The organism is Actomonas spartinae, assembly GCF_051209155.1.
Classification (GTDB): Bacteria; Verrucomicrobiota; Verrucomicrobiia; order Opitutales; family Opitutaceae; genus Actomonas.
In genome coordinates, this window is record NZ_JBPJGB010000003.1 from 104,108 (window position 1) to 120,227 (window position 16,120).

Below are 16,120 nucleotides of genomic sequence, written 5' to 3' on the forward strand. Positions count from 1 at the left end.
CACTGCAATCAATCCCGGGCCGATCCGCAACTCGCGACGTCAGTAAACACGTAACCACGCGCCAGCGAAGTAAACGCTTCCACCTGCGTCGCCATCCACGCCTCGTCCCGGCCCAACTCCTCCGCCAGGAGGTGCGCCACGACCGGTGCCGCTGCGATGGCCGCCCGTGCATCCAGCAACAAAGCCCGGGTTCGCCGCGCCAATACATCCTCAACGGTGCGGGCCATTTCCCGCCGCGCCTGCCACCGCACTTCGCCACGCGTAAAGGGCAGGCGCTCGGTCAAGCGTTCACTGCCATCGTCATATTCCGCGACCACGGCCTCCATCGCCGCGCGGTCCGAGCCATAACTGTCGACTAGCTCCAAATCGCGCTCAGTCGTTGTATCCGCGCCGTGGATGCGCAGGTCGACCGTCACGCAGGCGCGTTCAGGCAAGCCCCCCACCATCTCCACCTGGTCCGTCACATCCTCAGCCATCTTCCGATAAGTCGTCCACTTGCCCCCGGTCACCGTGATCAAGCCGCTCTGACTCACCACCACCGTGTGATCGCGCGACAACTCGGCCGTGTTGGCGGCATCGCCGGATTTCACCAAGGGTCGCAACCCGGCAAACACGCTCAGCACATCCTCCGGCGTGGGATCAACCGCGAGGTATTCCCGCGCGTGTTCCATCAGGAAGTCCCGCTCTTCCACCAGCGCCCGCGGCTCCACCGAGGCCTCGCGCAACGGCGTGTCGGTCGTCCCCACCACCACCCGGTCATGCCACGGCACCGCGAACAACACGCGACCGTCACTCGTCTTCGGCACCATCACCGCCGCATCGCCCGGCAGGAAGCGGCGGGGCAACACCAGGTGCACGCCCTGACTCACCGCCACCATCCGCTTTGCCGTCGTGTCGTCCTGCTGCCGCAGTTCATCCACCCACACGCCCGTCGCGTTCACCACCGCCTTGGCCTGGACCTCGAACGTGTCGCCACGTTCCTCGTCGCGCAGTCGCGCCCCCACCACCTGCCCGTCGTATTTGAGTAGCCCCACACAACGACAATAGTTCACCACGCTCGCGCCCTGTTCCACCGCCGTCATGGCCAAGTGCACCGCCATGCGCGCGTCGTCAAATTGTCCATCGTGATACACCACCCCACCGTCAAGCCCCCGCGGCTCCACCGTCGGGATTCGCGCCAAGGTTTCCTCGGTCGACAACCACTGCGACGGCGCCAGTCCCAACCGCCCAGCGAGCCCGTCGTAGACCTTCATGCCAATTCCATAAAACGGCCCTTCCCACCAGCGGTAGACCGGAATCACAAAGGCTTGGTCGCGCACGAGGTGCGGCGCGTTCCGCGCCAACCGCCCACGCTCGCGCAAGGCCTCCAGCACCAGCGCCACATTGCCTTGCTTCAAATAGCGCACGCCACCGTGCACCAGTTTTGTGGAACGACTCGACGTGCCTTTGGCGAAGTCTGCGGCTTCCACCAAGGCCACCCGATGCCCGCGACTCGCCGCATCCACCGCCACGCCGAGGCCGGTGGCGCCCCCGCCAATGATCAACACGTCGAACCTATCCGTCTCGCGCAGCGTGGCCACTTGCGCCTCCCGCGTGAACCCCGTGTTGCTCACGCGTCATCCTCCTTCGCCCAGGCTTTGGACCGCTCCACCGCGCGCGCCCAGTCGCGCCGCAGTGCGCGATAGTTTTCCCCGTCGCCTTCCCGCCGAAACACCCGGTCTTCCGCCCATTGCGCCGCGATCTCGCTGCGGTCCCGCCAAAGCCCGACTCCCAAGCCGGCCAAATAGGCCGCGCCAAGCGCCGTGGTTTCGGTTTCCCGCGGACGCACAACTTCGGTGCCGAGCAGGTCGGCCTGGATCTGCATCAGCACATCACTCCGCGTGGCGCCGCCGTCCACCCGTAGTTCCTTCAGCTCAAGTCCGCTGTCCTGGATCATCGCCTCCACAAGATCCGCACTTTGCAGCGCGATGCTTTCCAGCACCGCCCGGCAGAGCTGGGCCCGATTGGTGCCGCGCGTCAGCCCGACCCAGGAACCCCGCGCATACGGATCCCAATGCGGCGCGCCCAACCCCGCGAAGGCCGGCACCAACACCGAACCTCCGGCGTCCGGCACCGAGCCCGCCAACTCGCTCAACTCCTCGGCGCTCTGCACCAGCTTGAGCTCATCGCGCACCCACTGCACCGCCGCACCGGCGACAAAGACTGAGCCTTCCAACGCGTATTCCGTCTCGCCACCAATTCGCCACGCCACCGTGGTCAGCAAATTGTTTTGCGAGGCCACGCGCTGCCGCCCCGTTTGCATCAGCAGAAAACAGCCGGTGCCGTAGGTGTTCTTGGCCATGCCTTTCTCGTAACAAGCCTGCCCAAATAATGCCGCTTGTTGATCCCCCGCGATGCCGGCAATCGGCACGCCCGCGGCCGGCAGACCTTCGGCCACTCGGCCAAACTCGCCGGATGAATCCCGCACCTCCGGCAACATCGCGCGCGGCACATCGAAGAGTTCCAGCAGCTCGTTGTCCCAATCGACGGTGTCGATGTTGCAGAGCAAGGTGCGCGAGGCGTTGCTCGCATCAGTCGCATGCACCGCGCCGTCGGTCAGCTTCCACAGCAGCCAAGTATCAATCGTGCCGGCCAACACCTCACCACGCTCGGCGCGCTCGCGCAGCCCCGCCGTCTCCCGCAGCAGCCACGCCAACTTCGATCCCGTGAAATACGGATCCAGCCGCAGCCCGGTCAGCTCCGTCACGCGTGGCTCGTTCCCGGCCTTCCGCCACTTCGCGCAGTCATCCGCCGTGCGCCGATCCTGCCAAACGATTGCCGGAGCGACCGGCTCGCCGCTGGCCTTGTCCCACACCACCAGCGTTTCGCGCTGATTCGTGATGCCAATCGCTGCAACATCCTCCGCGCTCAGCTTTGCCTCCCCCAGTGCCTCCTCCATCCCCGCCCGTTGCGTCGACCAAATTTCCATCGCGTCGTGTTCCACCCAGCCGGGCTTGGGATAATGCTGGGCGAATTCGCACTGGGCGGTCGCGACCTTTTGTCCTGACCGATTGAACACAATGGCGCGCGAACTGGTCGTGCCCTGATCGAGCGCGAGGAGGAACTGGGGATCACTCATAGGGGTAGGTCAAATAAAGTTCCATCACCCGTCAGCCGCCACCCCATCTTTCTCTTTATTCAGGATTCATGGCCCTTGATTCATCCAGCCACGGACAACGCGGATCCACAGGAGCTTTCGGGCCTTCATCCGTTGCTAGCCGTGTAATCCGCGGCCCCTCAGCCCTCGCCCTGAAATCCAAGAGAACTGTCTCAAAAATGGGATTCCGAGTTCCCGCAGTCGCCCATGGAAACCGGTTCGTTTGTTTCTCCAGAAATAGCCCAATCTCTTTAGCGACTGCGCTACAATGACTAACAACTCTTAACCAGACTTGGCACGGGCGGTGCAAAGGAAGAAGCAACCCTCCTTCCGATCATGAAAAACATCCTCCAAACCACCACCCTTCTCTCGGTTGCGGCGATCGTCGCTACCATCGCCATCGCCACGATCGGCGGCCTCGTTGCCTCCCCGCTGCTGCTCGCCATTCCGTTCGCCACCTTCATCGGCGGCTTGGTCCTCTCGACCTTCCGAATCGACTACACACCGACGATGCGTCGCTACGAACCCGACGCAGTGAAGCCGATCCTCCTGCCCGCCGACGAGGCTTTCGCCATCGCAAGCCCCTCGCCGGTTTCGGATCAAACGCCCGTCAACTGGACCGCTCGCCATCGCCGCACCCGCCGCAGCATCGCCCGGGTCTAACGCTCACCGATCCCCCCGCGGCGTCCCGCGCCGCTTGACACGCCACTTCGCAAACCGGTCACTATCGCCCATGCCTTCCGCCGCCCCTCGCATCCTCATCGCCGACGACCAACCCGATGTGCTTGAAGCGCTTCGGCTCCTGCTCAAGGGCGAGGGTTATCAGATCGACGCGGTCAAATCACCCGCCGCCGTGCTGCGCGCCGTCGAGAGCCGCGACTTTGCCCTCGCCCTCATCGACCTCAACTACGCTCGTGACACGACCTCCGGCGCCGAAGGCCTCGAGCTCCTCGAGAAGCTGCAAAACCTCGACGCCAACCTGCCCGTCGTCGTCATGACCGCCTGGGCCAGCGTCGAGGTCGCCGTCGAGGCCATGCGCCGCGGCGCCAAGGACTTCGTCACCAAACCCTGGGACAACCCGCGCCTGCTCGCCATTGTCAAAAACCAGGTCGAGCTCGGCAGCGCCGTCCGCGCCTATCGCCGTCTCGAACAGGAGAACCAGATCCTCCGCGGCAAGGAAGGCGGCCCCACCCTCATCGCCGAGTCCGTCGCCATGCGCCCGGTGCTCGACGTCATCGCCCGCGTCGGCCCCTCCGACGCCAACATTCTCATCACGGGCGAAAACGGCACCGGCAAAGGCGTCGTTGCCCGCGCCCTCCACGCCGTTTCCTCGCGCAGCACCGATCCCTTCATCTCCGTCAATATGGGAGGCCTGCCCGAAGGCATTTTCGAGAGCGAACTCTTCGGCCACGTGCGCGGCGCCTTCACCGACGCCAAAGCCGACCGCGCCGGTCGCTTCGAACTCGCCGACGGCGGCACGCTGTTCATGGACGAGATCGGCAACATCCCGCTTTCCCAACAGGCCAAGATCCTGCGCACCCTCGAGACCGGTGAGTTCGAGCGCGTCGGTTCCTCCCGCACCTACCGCGCCAACGTCCGCCTCATCTCGGCCACCAACGCCGATCTCCAGCAGCAGGTCAACGAGGGCAAGTTCCGCCAGGACCTGCTCTTCCGCCTCAACACCATTCACCTGCACCTGCCGCCCCTGCGCGAACGCCGCGAGGACATCGAGCTGCTCGCCCAATTCTTCCTCAAGATGCACGTGAAGCGCTACAACAAGGGTATCACCGGTTTCGATACGTCGGCCATGGATGCCATGCGCGGCTACTCCTGGCCCGGCAACGTCCGCGAACTCGATCACGCCGTCGAACGCGGCTGCCTCATGGCCCAGGGCAAGGTCATCAAAGCCGCCGACCTCGGCCTCAACGCCGGCCAGACCACCCCGCAGATCGAGGACATGAGCATCGAGGAAGTGGAAGCCTATCTGATTAAGAAGACCCTCGCCCGCTGCGACGGCAACGCCCGCCGCGCCGCCGAAGAACTAGGCCTCTCCCGCTCCGCCTTCTACCGCCGCCTCGAAAAATACGGCCTCTGAGGAGTGGCCGCAAAAAGGCGCAAAAGGCACAAGAACCTTTGAATTCAGTTCCCTTGAGACCGGCTAACCGCTCAACCCCCGCCCCTCTGACGTTGCCTATCCGCGTTCGCTGCCGCCTCACCTCCAGTCGACGGCCGTTCCTCCTCTTTTGGGCGCCTTTTGTGCATTTTTGCGGCAATGAAAAAGCGTAGCCGCCTGACCCACGATCAACATGTCCTCATCGGCGTGTTCCTCGGCGGGTTGCCGGCCGTCTTGGTGGCGATGTATCACCTGTGGATGGTCGGCGACCAGCAACCCAAGGTGCAGTGGACGCTCTCGCTGCTCATCTTCGGTTTTTGGATCGGCTTCGCCTTCTCCGTGCAGAGCCGCGTCGTGCGCTCGCTGCAGACCATGGCCAACCTGCTTTCCGCTCTGCGTGAGGGCGACTTCTCCATCCGCGCGCGCGGCGCCAATCGCGAGAACCCGATGGGCGACGTGATGACCGAGATCAACTTCCTCGGCTCCATCCTGCGCGCGCAGCGCCTCGGCGCCATGGAGGCGACCGCCCTCCTGCGCACGGTGATGGAAGAAATCGACGTCGCCATCTTCGCCTTCGACGACGACGGAATCCTGCGCCTCGTGAATCGTTCCGGGCAGGAGTTGCTCGCCTCGCCGGCCGAAAAAATCCTCGGTCGCTCCGCCCACGACATCGGCCTCGGCGAATGCATCGACGGCCCACCCAACGGCGTCCTGGCGCACACGACTTTCCCCGGCGGCACCGGTCGCTGGGGCATGCGCCGCACGCAGTTTCGCGAGGGTGGACTACCGCACGAACTCGTCGTCGTGGCCGACCTCAGCGAAGCCCTGCGCGAAGAGGAGCTTAAAGCCTGGCAGCGCCTCGTGCGGGTGCTCGGCCACGAGCTCAACAACTCGCTCGCGCCCATCAAATCGATCGCCGGCAGTCTGGGCAGTATGCTCAAGCGTCCGCAGCGCGCCGATGATTGGGAGGACGATCTCCGCGGCGGCCTCGACATCATTGCCAACCGCGCCGAAGGCCTCGGCCGCTTCATGCAGGCCTACTCGCGACTCGCCAAACTGCCCAAGCCGGTGAAGTCGCCCTGCGAAGTCCGCCCGCTCGTGCACCAAGTGGTGAAACTCGAACTGCGCCTCGAAGTCGTCGTCGACGAAGGCCCGGAAATCACCGTGCCCTGCGACGGAGCCCAGATCGAGCAGGTCCTGATCAACCTGATCAAGAACGCCGTCGAAGCGACCCTCGAAGCCTCCCAGCCGGACGACGACGAAAACAGCGCCCCGCCTACGCCGCCGCCGCCCGGCAGCGTGCGGGTCTCCTGGGCCCAGACCGGGCGCTTCATCGAATTTCGCGTGACCGACAGCGGGCACGGCATCGCGCAGGCCACCAATCTCTTCGTCCCGTTCTACACGACCAAATCCACCGGCTCCGGTATCGGCCTGGTCCTCTGCCGCCAGATCGCGGAAAACCACGACGGCGAACTTACCCTGCAAAACCGCAAGGATGCCTCCGGCTGCGTCGCCCTGCTGCGACTCCCCGCTTGACCCATCCGGCGCGACAGAATGTTCCGGCTGAGGGGTAACTTGAAACCGCGATGAAGATTCTGGAATGGTTCACCGAATACCCGTTGACCTACACGGTGCTGTCAGCTTGCGCCGCTTGTGGCGTTGTGGTCATCGCCCTCTATCCGTTGCTCCGACAACGGGGTGGAGCCCAAGCCCCCCGCAGCGACGAGTCTCGGCCGCTGCTTTTCTGCCTGATTGTCGCCGCGGCCTTTCTGGTCGTGCAATGGCCGGCGTATTTCGCGGAAACCGAAATCAACGTCGACGAGACGATGATGATCGTGGAAGCCGAAAAGCTGGCTTCCGACCTCGTCTTTTGGCGCTCGGCCGACGGCACGACTCACGGCCCCCTCAATGTTTACCCGCTGACCTTGATTCGCCTTATAGGGTGGGAATTTTCCTACGGAGCCGCGCGGTTTCTCGGCGGCTTGATGCTGATCTCGGCCTTGTTGGCGCAATATTTTACCGTGCGCCGTTTTTTACCGGAGGGCGCGGCCCGGCTGAGCCTGCTACCGCCATGGTTCTTCTGGGCCTTCACCATTGACCATAACTTCGTGCTCTATTCCAGCGAGCACGTATCGATCCTGCTGTTGAGCACGGGGATCTGGGCCTTGCTGCGACCGTCCGAACCCGCCACCCCTGCGACGATCCGACCCAACTGGATATTCGGCGGCATTCTGCTGGGCGCCGTGCCATGGGCAAAACTGCAGGCAGCGCCCGTTGCAGCCTCGCTGCTCCTTCTGTTCTCGATTTTCGAGTTTACCCGTCTTGGGCCGCGGAATCCGGCCGCCTGGACCAAGGTGCTCGTGCTGGCATTAAGCTCCTTGGTCGCGACATTCGGTTTCGCGACGATGACGTTCGCAGCGGGCATCCTTCCTTATGCCTGGGCGGCCTACTTCGAACACAACATAGCCTACAAGAACGCCAGTTCCGCGTCGTTCGCGGATATGCTGAAGGATTTCTGGGGGCTGACCCATCTGGCCCTCGGTTACCGGGCGTATTTGGCAAGCTCAGCTTTGTTTGCAATAGGGCTGCTCGCGCGGCGCCCCCGAAACCTCAGCTCGTTCCTCCCCCTGCTCGTCACCGGATGCGTGTTTTGCCTCACGAGCCTTTACGCGGTCCTCGCTCCGGGCCGAAGCGCACCGCACTACCTCGCGTTCCTCATCATGCCAATCAGTCTGCTCTCCAGCGTGGGGCTCGGGTTCGTCCTTGGACAGGATGCGTCGCCACGCGGGCGCCATCGTGCATTCACCGCGATCGGCATGGCGGTCCTCGCCATGGCACTTCAGGCTCTTCCGCGCGCGCGCCACGCGCATCCCTACCTGCCGAACCTAATTCACTACCAGCAACACCGACTGAGCTCGGTCTCCCAAACAGTCTTAACCTTTGCATCACCTGGAGAATTCATGGGACTCTGGGGCTGGGAACAGAAACACTACCTGGAGACGCATCTGCTGATGGCCACGCGGGAATCCCATAGTGAGAGGCAAATCATCACGTCATATCCGCTCTGCGAATACTTCCGGGAAACTTATCTCGTCGAATTCAAGCGAACCCTGCCGCCGGTCTTCCTCGATACCGTCGGCCCCGGCAAATTCATGTTCGAAGACCGCGCGACTCAGGGCCACGAAATCTTTCCCGCACTGGCCCAGCTGATCGCAGACAACTACCGGATGGTGGATGACCTGGAAGGGGTCCGAATCTACGTGCGGAACGACCGTGTGCTGTCAGCGACTTCACCTGTTGGCCCCGAGGCGACCGACACGGCGCCTGCCCCGTAATTGGGCTGCACGTGCCATGGCGCCCGCCCGCCCGCACCGTTCACCGTCTCAGCCATCGCCGATTCCATGCTGCCGCTTCAGCTGTTCAAAAACACTATGCCGGTAATAACGACCGTTCTTGTCCATCCCGCGCGCCCGCCAGATTTCGGTGTGCAGGTGCAGTGCATAGCTTCCGGATCTTAGGCGCCCTCCGCGAAACCGGCTGCTCCAGGTCTCCCACACTCGGTGCTTCAAGTGCCGGGCGACATCCTTGAGCCACGCGGTCCGATCCGCTGAAGCCGTGAGTTGGATCAATCGCCACGGGTATGGGCAATACTTCCACCACGGCGCGACCGAGTCGTGCAGGCTGTGTTCTTTCACGAAGTTTTGAACCAGGAATGTCCCAACCCGTCCGAATTCCAGTTCGCGCTTTTCAGCCAGAATCTCTTCACACCGATCCCGTAGCGCGATCACACGCACATCACCAGCATCGCACCACAATACGCAACCGACCGGACACTGGCCCCATTCCCCCTCCCAGGTGGATGCGATCTCCAAAGTCCGTGGTGCCGGGATCGGCTTCAGGCAAACCACGTCGGTGTCAAACCACCAACCTCCACGCTCCGCCAGTAGGTGATAGCGAAAACGATTCGAAAAGGAGGTGAATCCGAGTCCTCCCGGTGCTGTGGCTTCGAAAACACACTCCGCTGGCAGCACCTCACGGGCATCCCGCAACTCCACGGCCGACGGAACGCCAGTCACCTCATGGTAGACATACAGATGAACCGCGTGACCATGATCCACAAACGATTGCAGGCAAAGCTGCTCAAGGGGCGACAGGGCTCCCTGCACCCATAGAAACTGTGCGACCGACGCGGGCGCGATTCCCTGTCGCGAGCTCGATTCGATGGACTTCCTGCTCATGCCACCTCTAGCGGAAAAAACTTGGTCAACGTGCCCCGCCGCACGAGCAGATTGAAAGCCAAACACACTACCATTCGCTCAATACCCGCGAAGCGCACCGCAGGGAACTTGGGCTCTCGGACCCTAAGGATACCCCAGACCTAGAGCGAACGAAGCGCGCAATGACCACGCCAAGTTCTGTGATTCGCGGATTTCATTTTGGAAATGAAGCGGTGACGCGAAGAACCGTGGAATCTTCTGGCGCGGGGGATCTGAGAAAAACCGACACGCCTTCCACGCAATCCGCTGGGGATTTGACCATGTCCAACCTGTCCCATTTCCGGGACGGAGGCATCCCAGCTTCGTGGTCCTAGTCGAAGCGCGCAAATTCTACCAAATTTTATCTCTTTGTATACCAACGTCTAATATTGCTTTATCCGGGCTGGCACGGGGCCTGCAATCTGTATGGGCAACACAAGCACCATGGATATCCCCCGGCCCAACCAAGCAGCAGCAAAACGTAAGAAGCGCATCACCATGATCGTGATCCTGGTGGTCGCCCTCGGCGGCATGACCTTCGGGTTGTCGCGCCTCAAACCCGCCGCGCCTTCCATGGATCGCAATCTGGTCTGGATCGATACCGTGCAGCGCGGCCCCATGGTCCGTCAGGTTCGCGGTCTCGGCACCCTCGTGCCGGAAAACATCCGTTGGGTCGCCGCCCGCACCCAGGCTCGCGTCGAGACCATCCTGCTCCGCCCCGGTGCCATGGTGACGCCCGACAGTGTCATCCTCGAACTTTCCAACCCCGACGTCACCCAGGCCGCCGAAACCGCGATCTCTTCTCTCCAGGCCGCCGAGGCCCAGCTGGCCAACCTCAAGGTCCAGCTCCAGTCACAGTTGCTCGCCGCCGAGTCCGCCGCCGCCAACGCCAAGGCCTCCTACGAGACCTCCCGCCTGCAGGCCGAGGTGAACGAGGAACTCTTCGCCGACGGACTCGTCTCCCGTCTTGAGCTCGAGCTCTCCAAGGTGCGCGCCGAAGAGGCCGCCACTCGCCACGGCATCGAGCAGAAGCGATTCGCCTTCGCGCAGGAGTCCATCAAGCCGCAACTCGCCGTGCAGGAGGCCGAGGTCGCCCGCCTCGAAGCCCAGGCCCGCCTCCGCCAGGCCGAGGCCGACGCCCTCAAGGTGCGTGCCTCCATGGAGGGTGTGCTCTCCGCCCTGCCCGTCGAAGTCGGCGCTCAAGTGCAGCCCGGCCAGAACCTCGCCCGCGTCGCCGATCCGACCGATCTCAAGGCCGAGATCCGCATCGCGGAAACCCAGGCCAAGGACATCACCATCGGCCAGTCCGCCAAGGTCGACACCCGCAACGGTATCGTCGAGGGGCACGTGGTCCGCATCGATCCGGCCGTGCAAAACGGCACCGTGCTGGTCGACGTCACGCTGGACGGCGAACTGCCGCGCGGCGCCCGCCCCGATCTTTCGGTCGACGGCACCATCGAGCTCGAACGCCTCGACGACGTGATCTTTGTCGGCCGCCCCGCCTTCGGTCAGGAGCGCTCCACCGTCGGCATCTTCAAACTCGGCGCCGATGGCATCGCCACCCGCACCCAGGTGCAGCTCGGTCGCAGTTCGGTGAATACCATCGAAGTCATTCGCGGCCTGCAGCCCGGCGACCAGGTGATTCTCTCTGACATGTCCCAATGGGACTCCCACGACCGCGTGCGTCTCGACTGACGATCTGCGTCTTCCACCAAACTTTTCTGCAACCATGGCCACACTTCCGGGTTATCTCACCCAAGCACGCCACGCTTCTGCCATGATCTCCGCCCTTCTCATCATCGCCGCGCTCGCCGCGTTTGTCGCCGCCGACGGCCAGTCTTCCGGTTGATCCGCAGCTGCCCTCTTTCCTGCAATCAAGAATCCGAAATCGAAAATCCAAAATTCAACCTCCTCCAACCATGTCTGAATCCCTCATCAAACTCGAAGGCGTCACCAAAGTCTTCCTCACCGACGAAGTCGAAACCCACGCTCTCTCCGGCATTCACATGGAGATCAATCAGGGCGAATACGTTTCCATCGCCGGCCCCTCCGGCTGCGGCAAGTCCACCCTGCTCTCCATCCTCGGCCTGCTCGACACCCCGACCGACGGCACCTACCTGCTCAACAGTCGCCCCGTCCAGGGCCTGACCCTTCCGGAGCGCGCCCGCATTCGCAACCGCGAGATCGGCTTCATTTTCCAGTCCTTCAACCTCATCGGTGACCTCACCGTTTACGAAAACGTCGAGCTCCCCCTCACCTACCGCGGCATGCCTTCGGGCGAACGCAAGGAACGCGTGCTTGAGGCCCTCGAGAAGGTCGGTATGGGCCACCGCGCCAAGCATCTCCCGTCGCAACTGTCCGGTGGTCAACAGCAGCGCGTCGCCGTGGCCCGCGCCCTCGCCGGCCATCCCGCCGTGCTCCTCGCCGACGAGCCGACGGGTAACCTCGACTCCAAGAACGGTGAAGCGGTCATGGACCTGCTCGCCGAGCTCCACCAGGGCGGCGCCACCATCGTGATGGTGACCCACGACGCCCGCTTCGCCCGCAACGCCGACCGCACCATCCACGTGTTCGACGGTCGCGTCGTGCAGGAGCAGGTCGAGACGGATCCCACCGCCTGATTTTCCCGACGCCTCCGCGGCGTCTCCCCCTTTCACCCGTCCCGTGGACGGATGGAAACAACAGTCATGTTAATGTTGTAGTAGTGTTGAAACGAAGCGGCCGGTCAGCCTGACCGGCCGTATTCGTGCACTGGAGACACCAGTCGCCGACGCCCGCACCGCCCATGAGTCTCATCCGCCTCGCCCTGCGCAAGCTGACCCAGGCCCCGTTCTTCGCGGTGCTCGCAATCGGCACGCTGGGCATTGGCATTGGCGCGGTGGCGACCTGCTTCTCGGCCGTCAATACCCTGCTCTTTCGTCCGCTGCCTGCCGCCACCAACGGCGAGCGCATGGTCTGGGTCAGCGAGACGCGCCCCTCCAACGATCCGGAGCGCGCCTTCTACAACATCGGCTTCAACTACGCCGACCTGCAGGACCACCGTGCCCGCACGACCCAGCTCTCCGCCATGTGGCTGTTCACCAGCCTCACGGTCATCGTGGAGAACGAACAGGGGCCGTGGCGCATCCTCGGCACCCGCATCTCCCCCGAGGCCTTTGACGCGCTGGGCGTGACCCCGCATCTCGGCCGCAACTTCACCGCCGACGACGACCAGCCGGATGCCCCGCCGGTCGCGTTGATTTCCCACGCGGTGTGGCGCGAGCGCTTCGACCGCGACCCCGAGATCACGCAAACCTCGCTGGAACTCAACGGTGTGCTTACCCGCATCGTCGGCGTCATGCCTCCACACTGGCGGTATCCGGAAAACTCCGACATCTGGCTGCCACTCAACGCCAGTTCCTTCGCCCCGGCCAAGGACATGGCAACGGAGCGCGGGACCTTTTTCTACAAAGCCCATGCCACCCTCGCCCCGGGCGCGAGCGTGGCCAGTGCTCAGGCTGAGCTGAGCCAGATCGCGACTGACCTGAGCGAGACACACCCTGAGACCAATGCCGACATCGGCGTGTCGGTCGTGCACTGGCGCGACGAGGAGGTCAAAGATGCGCTCTATTTCACGCTCCTGCTCTTCGCCGCCGGCCTGGCTATTTTCCTCATTGCCTGTGCCAACATTGCCAACCTGCAACTCTCGCGCGGCAGCGACCGCGGTCCCGAGATCGCGGTGCGCATCGCGCTCGGCGCCAACCGCGGCGTGATCCTGCGCCAACTCGCCCTCGAAAACCTCGTGCTCGGCATGCTCGGCGCCGTCGCCGGTGCCGTTGTCGGCTTGTGGGGCATCGACTGGGTGCGCACCTCGCTCGAGATTGATCACCCTTTCTGGCTCCGCTTCGAGCCGGACTGGCGCGTGCTGATCTTCACCGCGATGTGCGGCTTCCTCGCCAGTTTCCTCTTCGGTCTCGTGCCCGCGCTGCGCGACTCAAAGCCGGATGTTGCCGCCGGGCTCAAGGAAAGCTCCCGCACCGGACTCGACCAAGGTCCCTTCGGCCAGCGCCTGCGCAACGGCATCGTCATCATCGAAATTGCACTGTCGCTCGTGCTGCTGGTCGGTGCCGGCCTGATGACGCGCAGTTTCTTCAAGCTCACCGACGTCGATCCGGGCTACGATCGCCGCAACGTGCTGACTTTCCGCGTCGGTTTCCCGGTTGGCTACGCCGAGGACGGGCAGGAAATGGCCGACTTCTTCGCGGACCTGCCCCGCCGGCTCGAACGCTTGCCCGAAGTCGAACGCGCCGGTGCGGTATCGCAGATGCCGAACAGCGGACTAAGCATCGGCAGCGCTCAACTGCTGCCGCTACAGGCCGCCGATTCGCCCGTCGTCCTCGACCGCGTCACCTACCGCTCCGCCACCGCGGGCTACTTTGACACCTTGCGCATTCCGCTGGTGGCCGGCCGTGATTTTACCGCCGAACACACCGCCGAAACCTCAAACGCCGTGGTGGTCGACACCGCGTTCGCCGCCGCGGTCGGCGTCGAACCGACGGAGCTCGTCGGGCGCGAACTCGGCAATTCCGGTAAATGGCAGCAAGGCAGAGATTCCGCGCCGTTCCGCATCGTGGGGGTGGTGGGTAGCGTGCAACACTTTCTCCAGCGACCGGAGACGATCCCCACGCTTTACCTGCCGCAGCAGCAGGAAGGCAGCAACTTCATGACCGTGCTCGTGCGGACCCTAGGCGATCCCAACGAGCTCGCCCAATCCATCGGCAACGAGGTGCTCGCCGTTCATCGCAGCATGCCGATCTACGAGGTCTTCACCATGGAGCAGGTGGTGTTGCGCTCCATCTGGCAGCAATACTTCTTCTCCCGCCTCTTCCTTTGCGCGGGTGTAATCGCCGTCCTGCTCGCGTGCGTGGGCATCTATGGCGTGATGACCTTCTCGGTCACGATGCGCCGCCACGAAATCGGGCTGCGCATGGCCCTCGGCGCACCGGCTTCGGAAGTTGTGGGCGAAGTCGTGCGCAAGGGCTTCTACCTCGTCGTGGTCGGACTCGGCGCCGGCATCATCGCCGCCGTGCTCATGGCCAATCTGCTCGCCGGCAATCTCTACGGCATCACGCCGCACGATCCGCCCACCTTTATCATCGTGCCGACCTTGCTTGCGGGGGTCGCTCTCGCCGCGTGTTACCTGTCCAGTTGGCGGGCCACCCGCATCGACCCGATGGCCGCGATGCGCGCCGAATGACCATGCGCCGTATCGGCCCTGCGTTTTTTATCCTCCTCGCCGCGGGTTTCGCTGCCCCCGTCCCCGATGGCTCACGCTACGCCGACGCCGCGGCAGCCGTGCAAACCGCCGTGGCGGCCTATCGCGGGGGCGACCTCCCTGCCTTTCGCGAGCACATGCTCACTGCGAACGAGGCCCGTGGTGACCACCCGACCTACGTCTACTATTTGGCCGCCGCCCATGCCCTGAATGGCGATCCGGCCGGTGCCGCCGCCGCGGTCCACCAACTGGCGAAATGGGGTCTGCATATGCCGATCTCGGGCAGTGAGGATTTCGAGCAAGTCGCGGCCGATCCCGCTTTTCAGTCCGCGCTCGAAACCATGGCGACAAACCTGTCGCCGCGCGGAGCCGCTTCCCTCGCCTTCAGCGTTCCTGCCAACGGCGGTCTATGGGAAGGCATTGTCAGCGAGCCGGGCACCGGTCGCACCTTCCTTTCCGACCTGCATCACGGAGAAATCTGGGTGCGCGCCGTTTCCGGCGAACTCACGCATTTTGCCTCGTCGCCCGATCCGGGTTTCGGCGTCGGCGGCCTCAGCATCGACGCGGAGCGTGGTGTGCTCTGGGTCAGCTCGCCAGCGATGCCCGAGGTCGCAGCTTGGAGCGAAACCATCGCCGACCACAGTCGCCTCCTCGCGATCGATCTCTCCACCGGCCAAGTGCGCACCACCTATCCGCTGGACGACGGCGACGCCGCCACCGCCCACACGGTGGTCGACGTTTCCGTGACCACCGACGGCACGGTTTACGCCGCCGACAGTGCCACGCCGATTATCTGGCGGATTCGCCCCGGAGAGACGACCGCCAGCGTGTTCACCGCCATCACCTTTCCGGGCGAGCGCCATTCCCTGCAAAGCATCGCGCCCACCGCCGATGGTCGGTGGCTGTTCGTTTCCGACTACTCGACCGGCATTCATCTGGTGGATACCGTCACGGGTGATGTGCAATGGCTTCCCGCCGATCCGGCCCACTGCCTCATCGGCATCGATGGCTTGGCGCGCTCCGGTGACACCCTGCTCGCCGCGCAGAACGGTGTCACCCCGCGGCGACTGCTGCGTTTCACCATCGAACGAGGCACGACCGCCGACGCAGCACCTCGGCTCAGTGCCCCGACTGTCGCGGTCGCCGCCGTCCCCCACCTGGATGATCCGACCCTCATCACCCCGATCACCGGCGGCTTTCTCGTCATTGGCGACGCGGGGTGGAAACACTTCGGCGATCGCGCCGAACCCGACGATCCGGCACGGGAGGTGTCGGTCTTTCGCATCGGGCGGACACCGTAACGAGCCTGGGTGACGTTAGCGCTGCGCGGCCTGTCCTCGTGTCAGTCCAGGCTCGGTCCG

At 64.0% G+C, this 16,120-nt stretch carries 11 protein-coding genes; 8 read left to right on the forward strand and 3 right to left on the reverse strand.

Going from position 1 to position 16,120, the window contains the following annotated elements; all coding sequences use genetic code 11:
- Nucleotides 1–8: 8 nt before the first annotated feature.
- The gene (locus AC0MRV_RS15455; RefSeq protein ID WP_472765396.1) at nt 9–1,613 is read right to left on the reverse strand and encodes a glycerol-3-phosphate dehydrogenase/oxidase; all 1,605 of its coding nucleotides are present in this window, start codon (nt 1,611–1,613) and stop codon (nt 9–11) included.
- Nucleotides 1,610–3,118, reverse strand: coding sequence for a glycerol kinase GlpK (glpK, locus tag AC0MRV_RS15460; protein ID WP_472765397.1), 1,509 nt, complete (start codon nt 3,116–3,118; stop codon nt 1,610–1,612). Before glpK ends, AC0MRV_RS15455 begins: the two co-directional genes overlap by 4 nt.
- Before the next feature lie 354 nt (nt 3,119–3,472).
- Between glpK and AC0MRV_RS15465 the strand changes: the two genes are divergently transcribed.
- The 4 genes from AC0MRV_RS15465 to AC0MRV_RS15480 all read left to right on the forward strand — a co-directional run bounded on the left by AC0MRV_RS15465 (nt 3,473) and on the right by AC0MRV_RS15480 (nt 8,584).
- On the forward strand, nt 3,473–3,799 hold the full coding sequence (locus AC0MRV_RS15465) for a hypothetical protein (protein WP_472765398.1): 327 nt from the start codon (nt 3,473–3,475) through the stop codon (nt 3,797–3,799).
- A gap of 70 nt (nt 3,800–3,869) precedes the next feature.
- Entirely contained in the window at nt 3,870–5,231 is a 1,362-nt protein-coding gene (locus AC0MRV_RS15470; RefSeq protein ID WP_472765399.1) for a sigma-54-dependent transcriptional regulator, read from the forward strand.
- Nucleotides 5,232–5,408: 177 nt separating this feature from the next.
- The gene (locus tag AC0MRV_RS15475; protein ID WP_472765400.1) at nt 5,409–6,785 is read left to right on the forward strand and encodes a sensor histidine kinase; all 1,377 of its coding nucleotides are present in this window, start codon (nt 5,409–5,411) and stop codon (nt 6,783–6,785) included.
- A gap of 50 nt (nt 6,786–6,835) precedes the next feature.
- The gene (locus AC0MRV_RS15480; protein WP_472765401.1) at nt 6,836–8,584 is read left to right on the forward strand and encodes a hypothetical protein; all 1,749 of its coding nucleotides are present in this window, start codon (nt 6,836–6,838) and stop codon (nt 8,582–8,584) included.
- 48 nt (nt 8,585–8,632) lie between these two features.
- Here AC0MRV_RS15480 and AC0MRV_RS15485 read toward each other — a convergent pair whose 3' ends face one another.
- Complete coding sequence (locus tag AC0MRV_RS15485) at nt 8,633–9,487, reverse strand: hypothetical protein (protein ID WP_472765402.1); 855 nt, start codon at nt 9,485–9,487, stop codon at nt 8,633–8,635.
- 462 nt (nt 9,488–9,949) lie between these two features.
- Here AC0MRV_RS15485 and AC0MRV_RS15490 point away from each other — a divergent pair, with 462 nt between their 5' ends.
- The 4 genes from AC0MRV_RS15490 to AC0MRV_RS15505 all read left to right on the forward strand — a co-directional run bounded on the left by AC0MRV_RS15490 (nt 9,950) and on the right by AC0MRV_RS15505 (nt 16,060).
- Nucleotides 9,950–11,200: an efflux RND transporter periplasmic adaptor subunit gene (locus tag AC0MRV_RS15490; protein WP_472765403.1), complete on the forward strand. Its 1,251-nt coding sequence runs from the start codon at nt 9,950–9,952 to the stop codon at nt 11,198–11,200.
- A gap of 224 nt (nt 11,201–11,424) precedes the next feature.
- Nucleotides 11,425–12,126, forward strand: coding sequence for an ABC transporter ATP-binding protein (locus tag AC0MRV_RS15495; protein ID WP_472765404.1), 702 nt, complete (start codon nt 11,425–11,427; stop codon nt 12,124–12,126).
- 164 nt (nt 12,127–12,290) lie between these two features.
- Nucleotides 12,291–14,741: an ABC transporter permease gene (locus AC0MRV_RS15500; RefSeq protein WP_472765405.1), complete on the forward strand. Its 2,451-nt coding sequence runs from the start codon at nt 12,291–12,293 to the stop codon at nt 14,739–14,741.
- Entirely contained in the window at nt 14,738–16,060 is a 1,323-nt protein-coding gene (locus AC0MRV_RS15505; RefSeq protein ID WP_472765406.1) for an SMP-30/gluconolactonase/LRE family protein, read from the forward strand. Before AC0MRV_RS15500 ends, AC0MRV_RS15505 begins: the two co-directional genes overlap by 4 nt.
- Nucleotides 16,061–16,120 lie beyond the last annotated feature (60 nt).

Coding starts and splice junctions, on each gene's coding strand:
- AC0MRV_RS15500 (WP_472765405.1), top strand. CDS start 12,291: ATGAGTCTCATCCGCCTCGCCCTGCGCAAGCTGACCCAGGCCCCGTTC.
- AC0MRV_RS15505 (WP_472765406.1), top strand. CDS start 14,738: ATGACCATGCGCCGTATCGGCCCTGCGTTTTTTATCCTCCTCGCCGCG.
- AC0MRV_RS15470 (WP_472765399.1), top strand. CDS start 3,870: ATGCCTTCCGCCGCCCCTCGCATCCTCATCGCCGACGACCAACCCGAT.
- AC0MRV_RS15490 (WP_472765403.1), top strand. CDS start 9,950: ATGGATATCCCCCGGCCCAACCAAGCAGCAGCAAAACGTAAGAAGCGC.
- AC0MRV_RS15480 (WP_472765401.1), top strand. CDS start 6,836: ATGAAGATTCTGGAATGGTTCACCGAATACCCGTTGACCTACACGGTG.
- AC0MRV_RS15465 (WP_472765398.1), top strand. CDS start 3,473: ATGAAAAACATCCTCCAAACCACCACCCTTCTCTCGGTTGCGGCGATC.
- glpK (WP_472765397.1), bottom strand. CDS start 3,118: ATGAGTGATCCCCAGTTCCTCCTCGCGCTCGATCAGGGCACGACCAGT.
- AC0MRV_RS15475 (WP_472765400.1), top strand. CDS start 5,409: ATGAAAAAGCGTAGCCGCCTGACCCACGATCAACATGTCCTCATCGGC.
- AC0MRV_RS15485 (WP_472765402.1), bottom strand. CDS start 9,487: ATGAGCAGGAAGTCCATCGAATCGAGCTCGCGACAGGGAATCGCGCCC.
- AC0MRV_RS15495 (WP_472765404.1), top strand. CDS start 11,425: ATGTCTGAATCCCTCATCAAACTCGAAGGCGTCACCAAAGTCTTCCTC.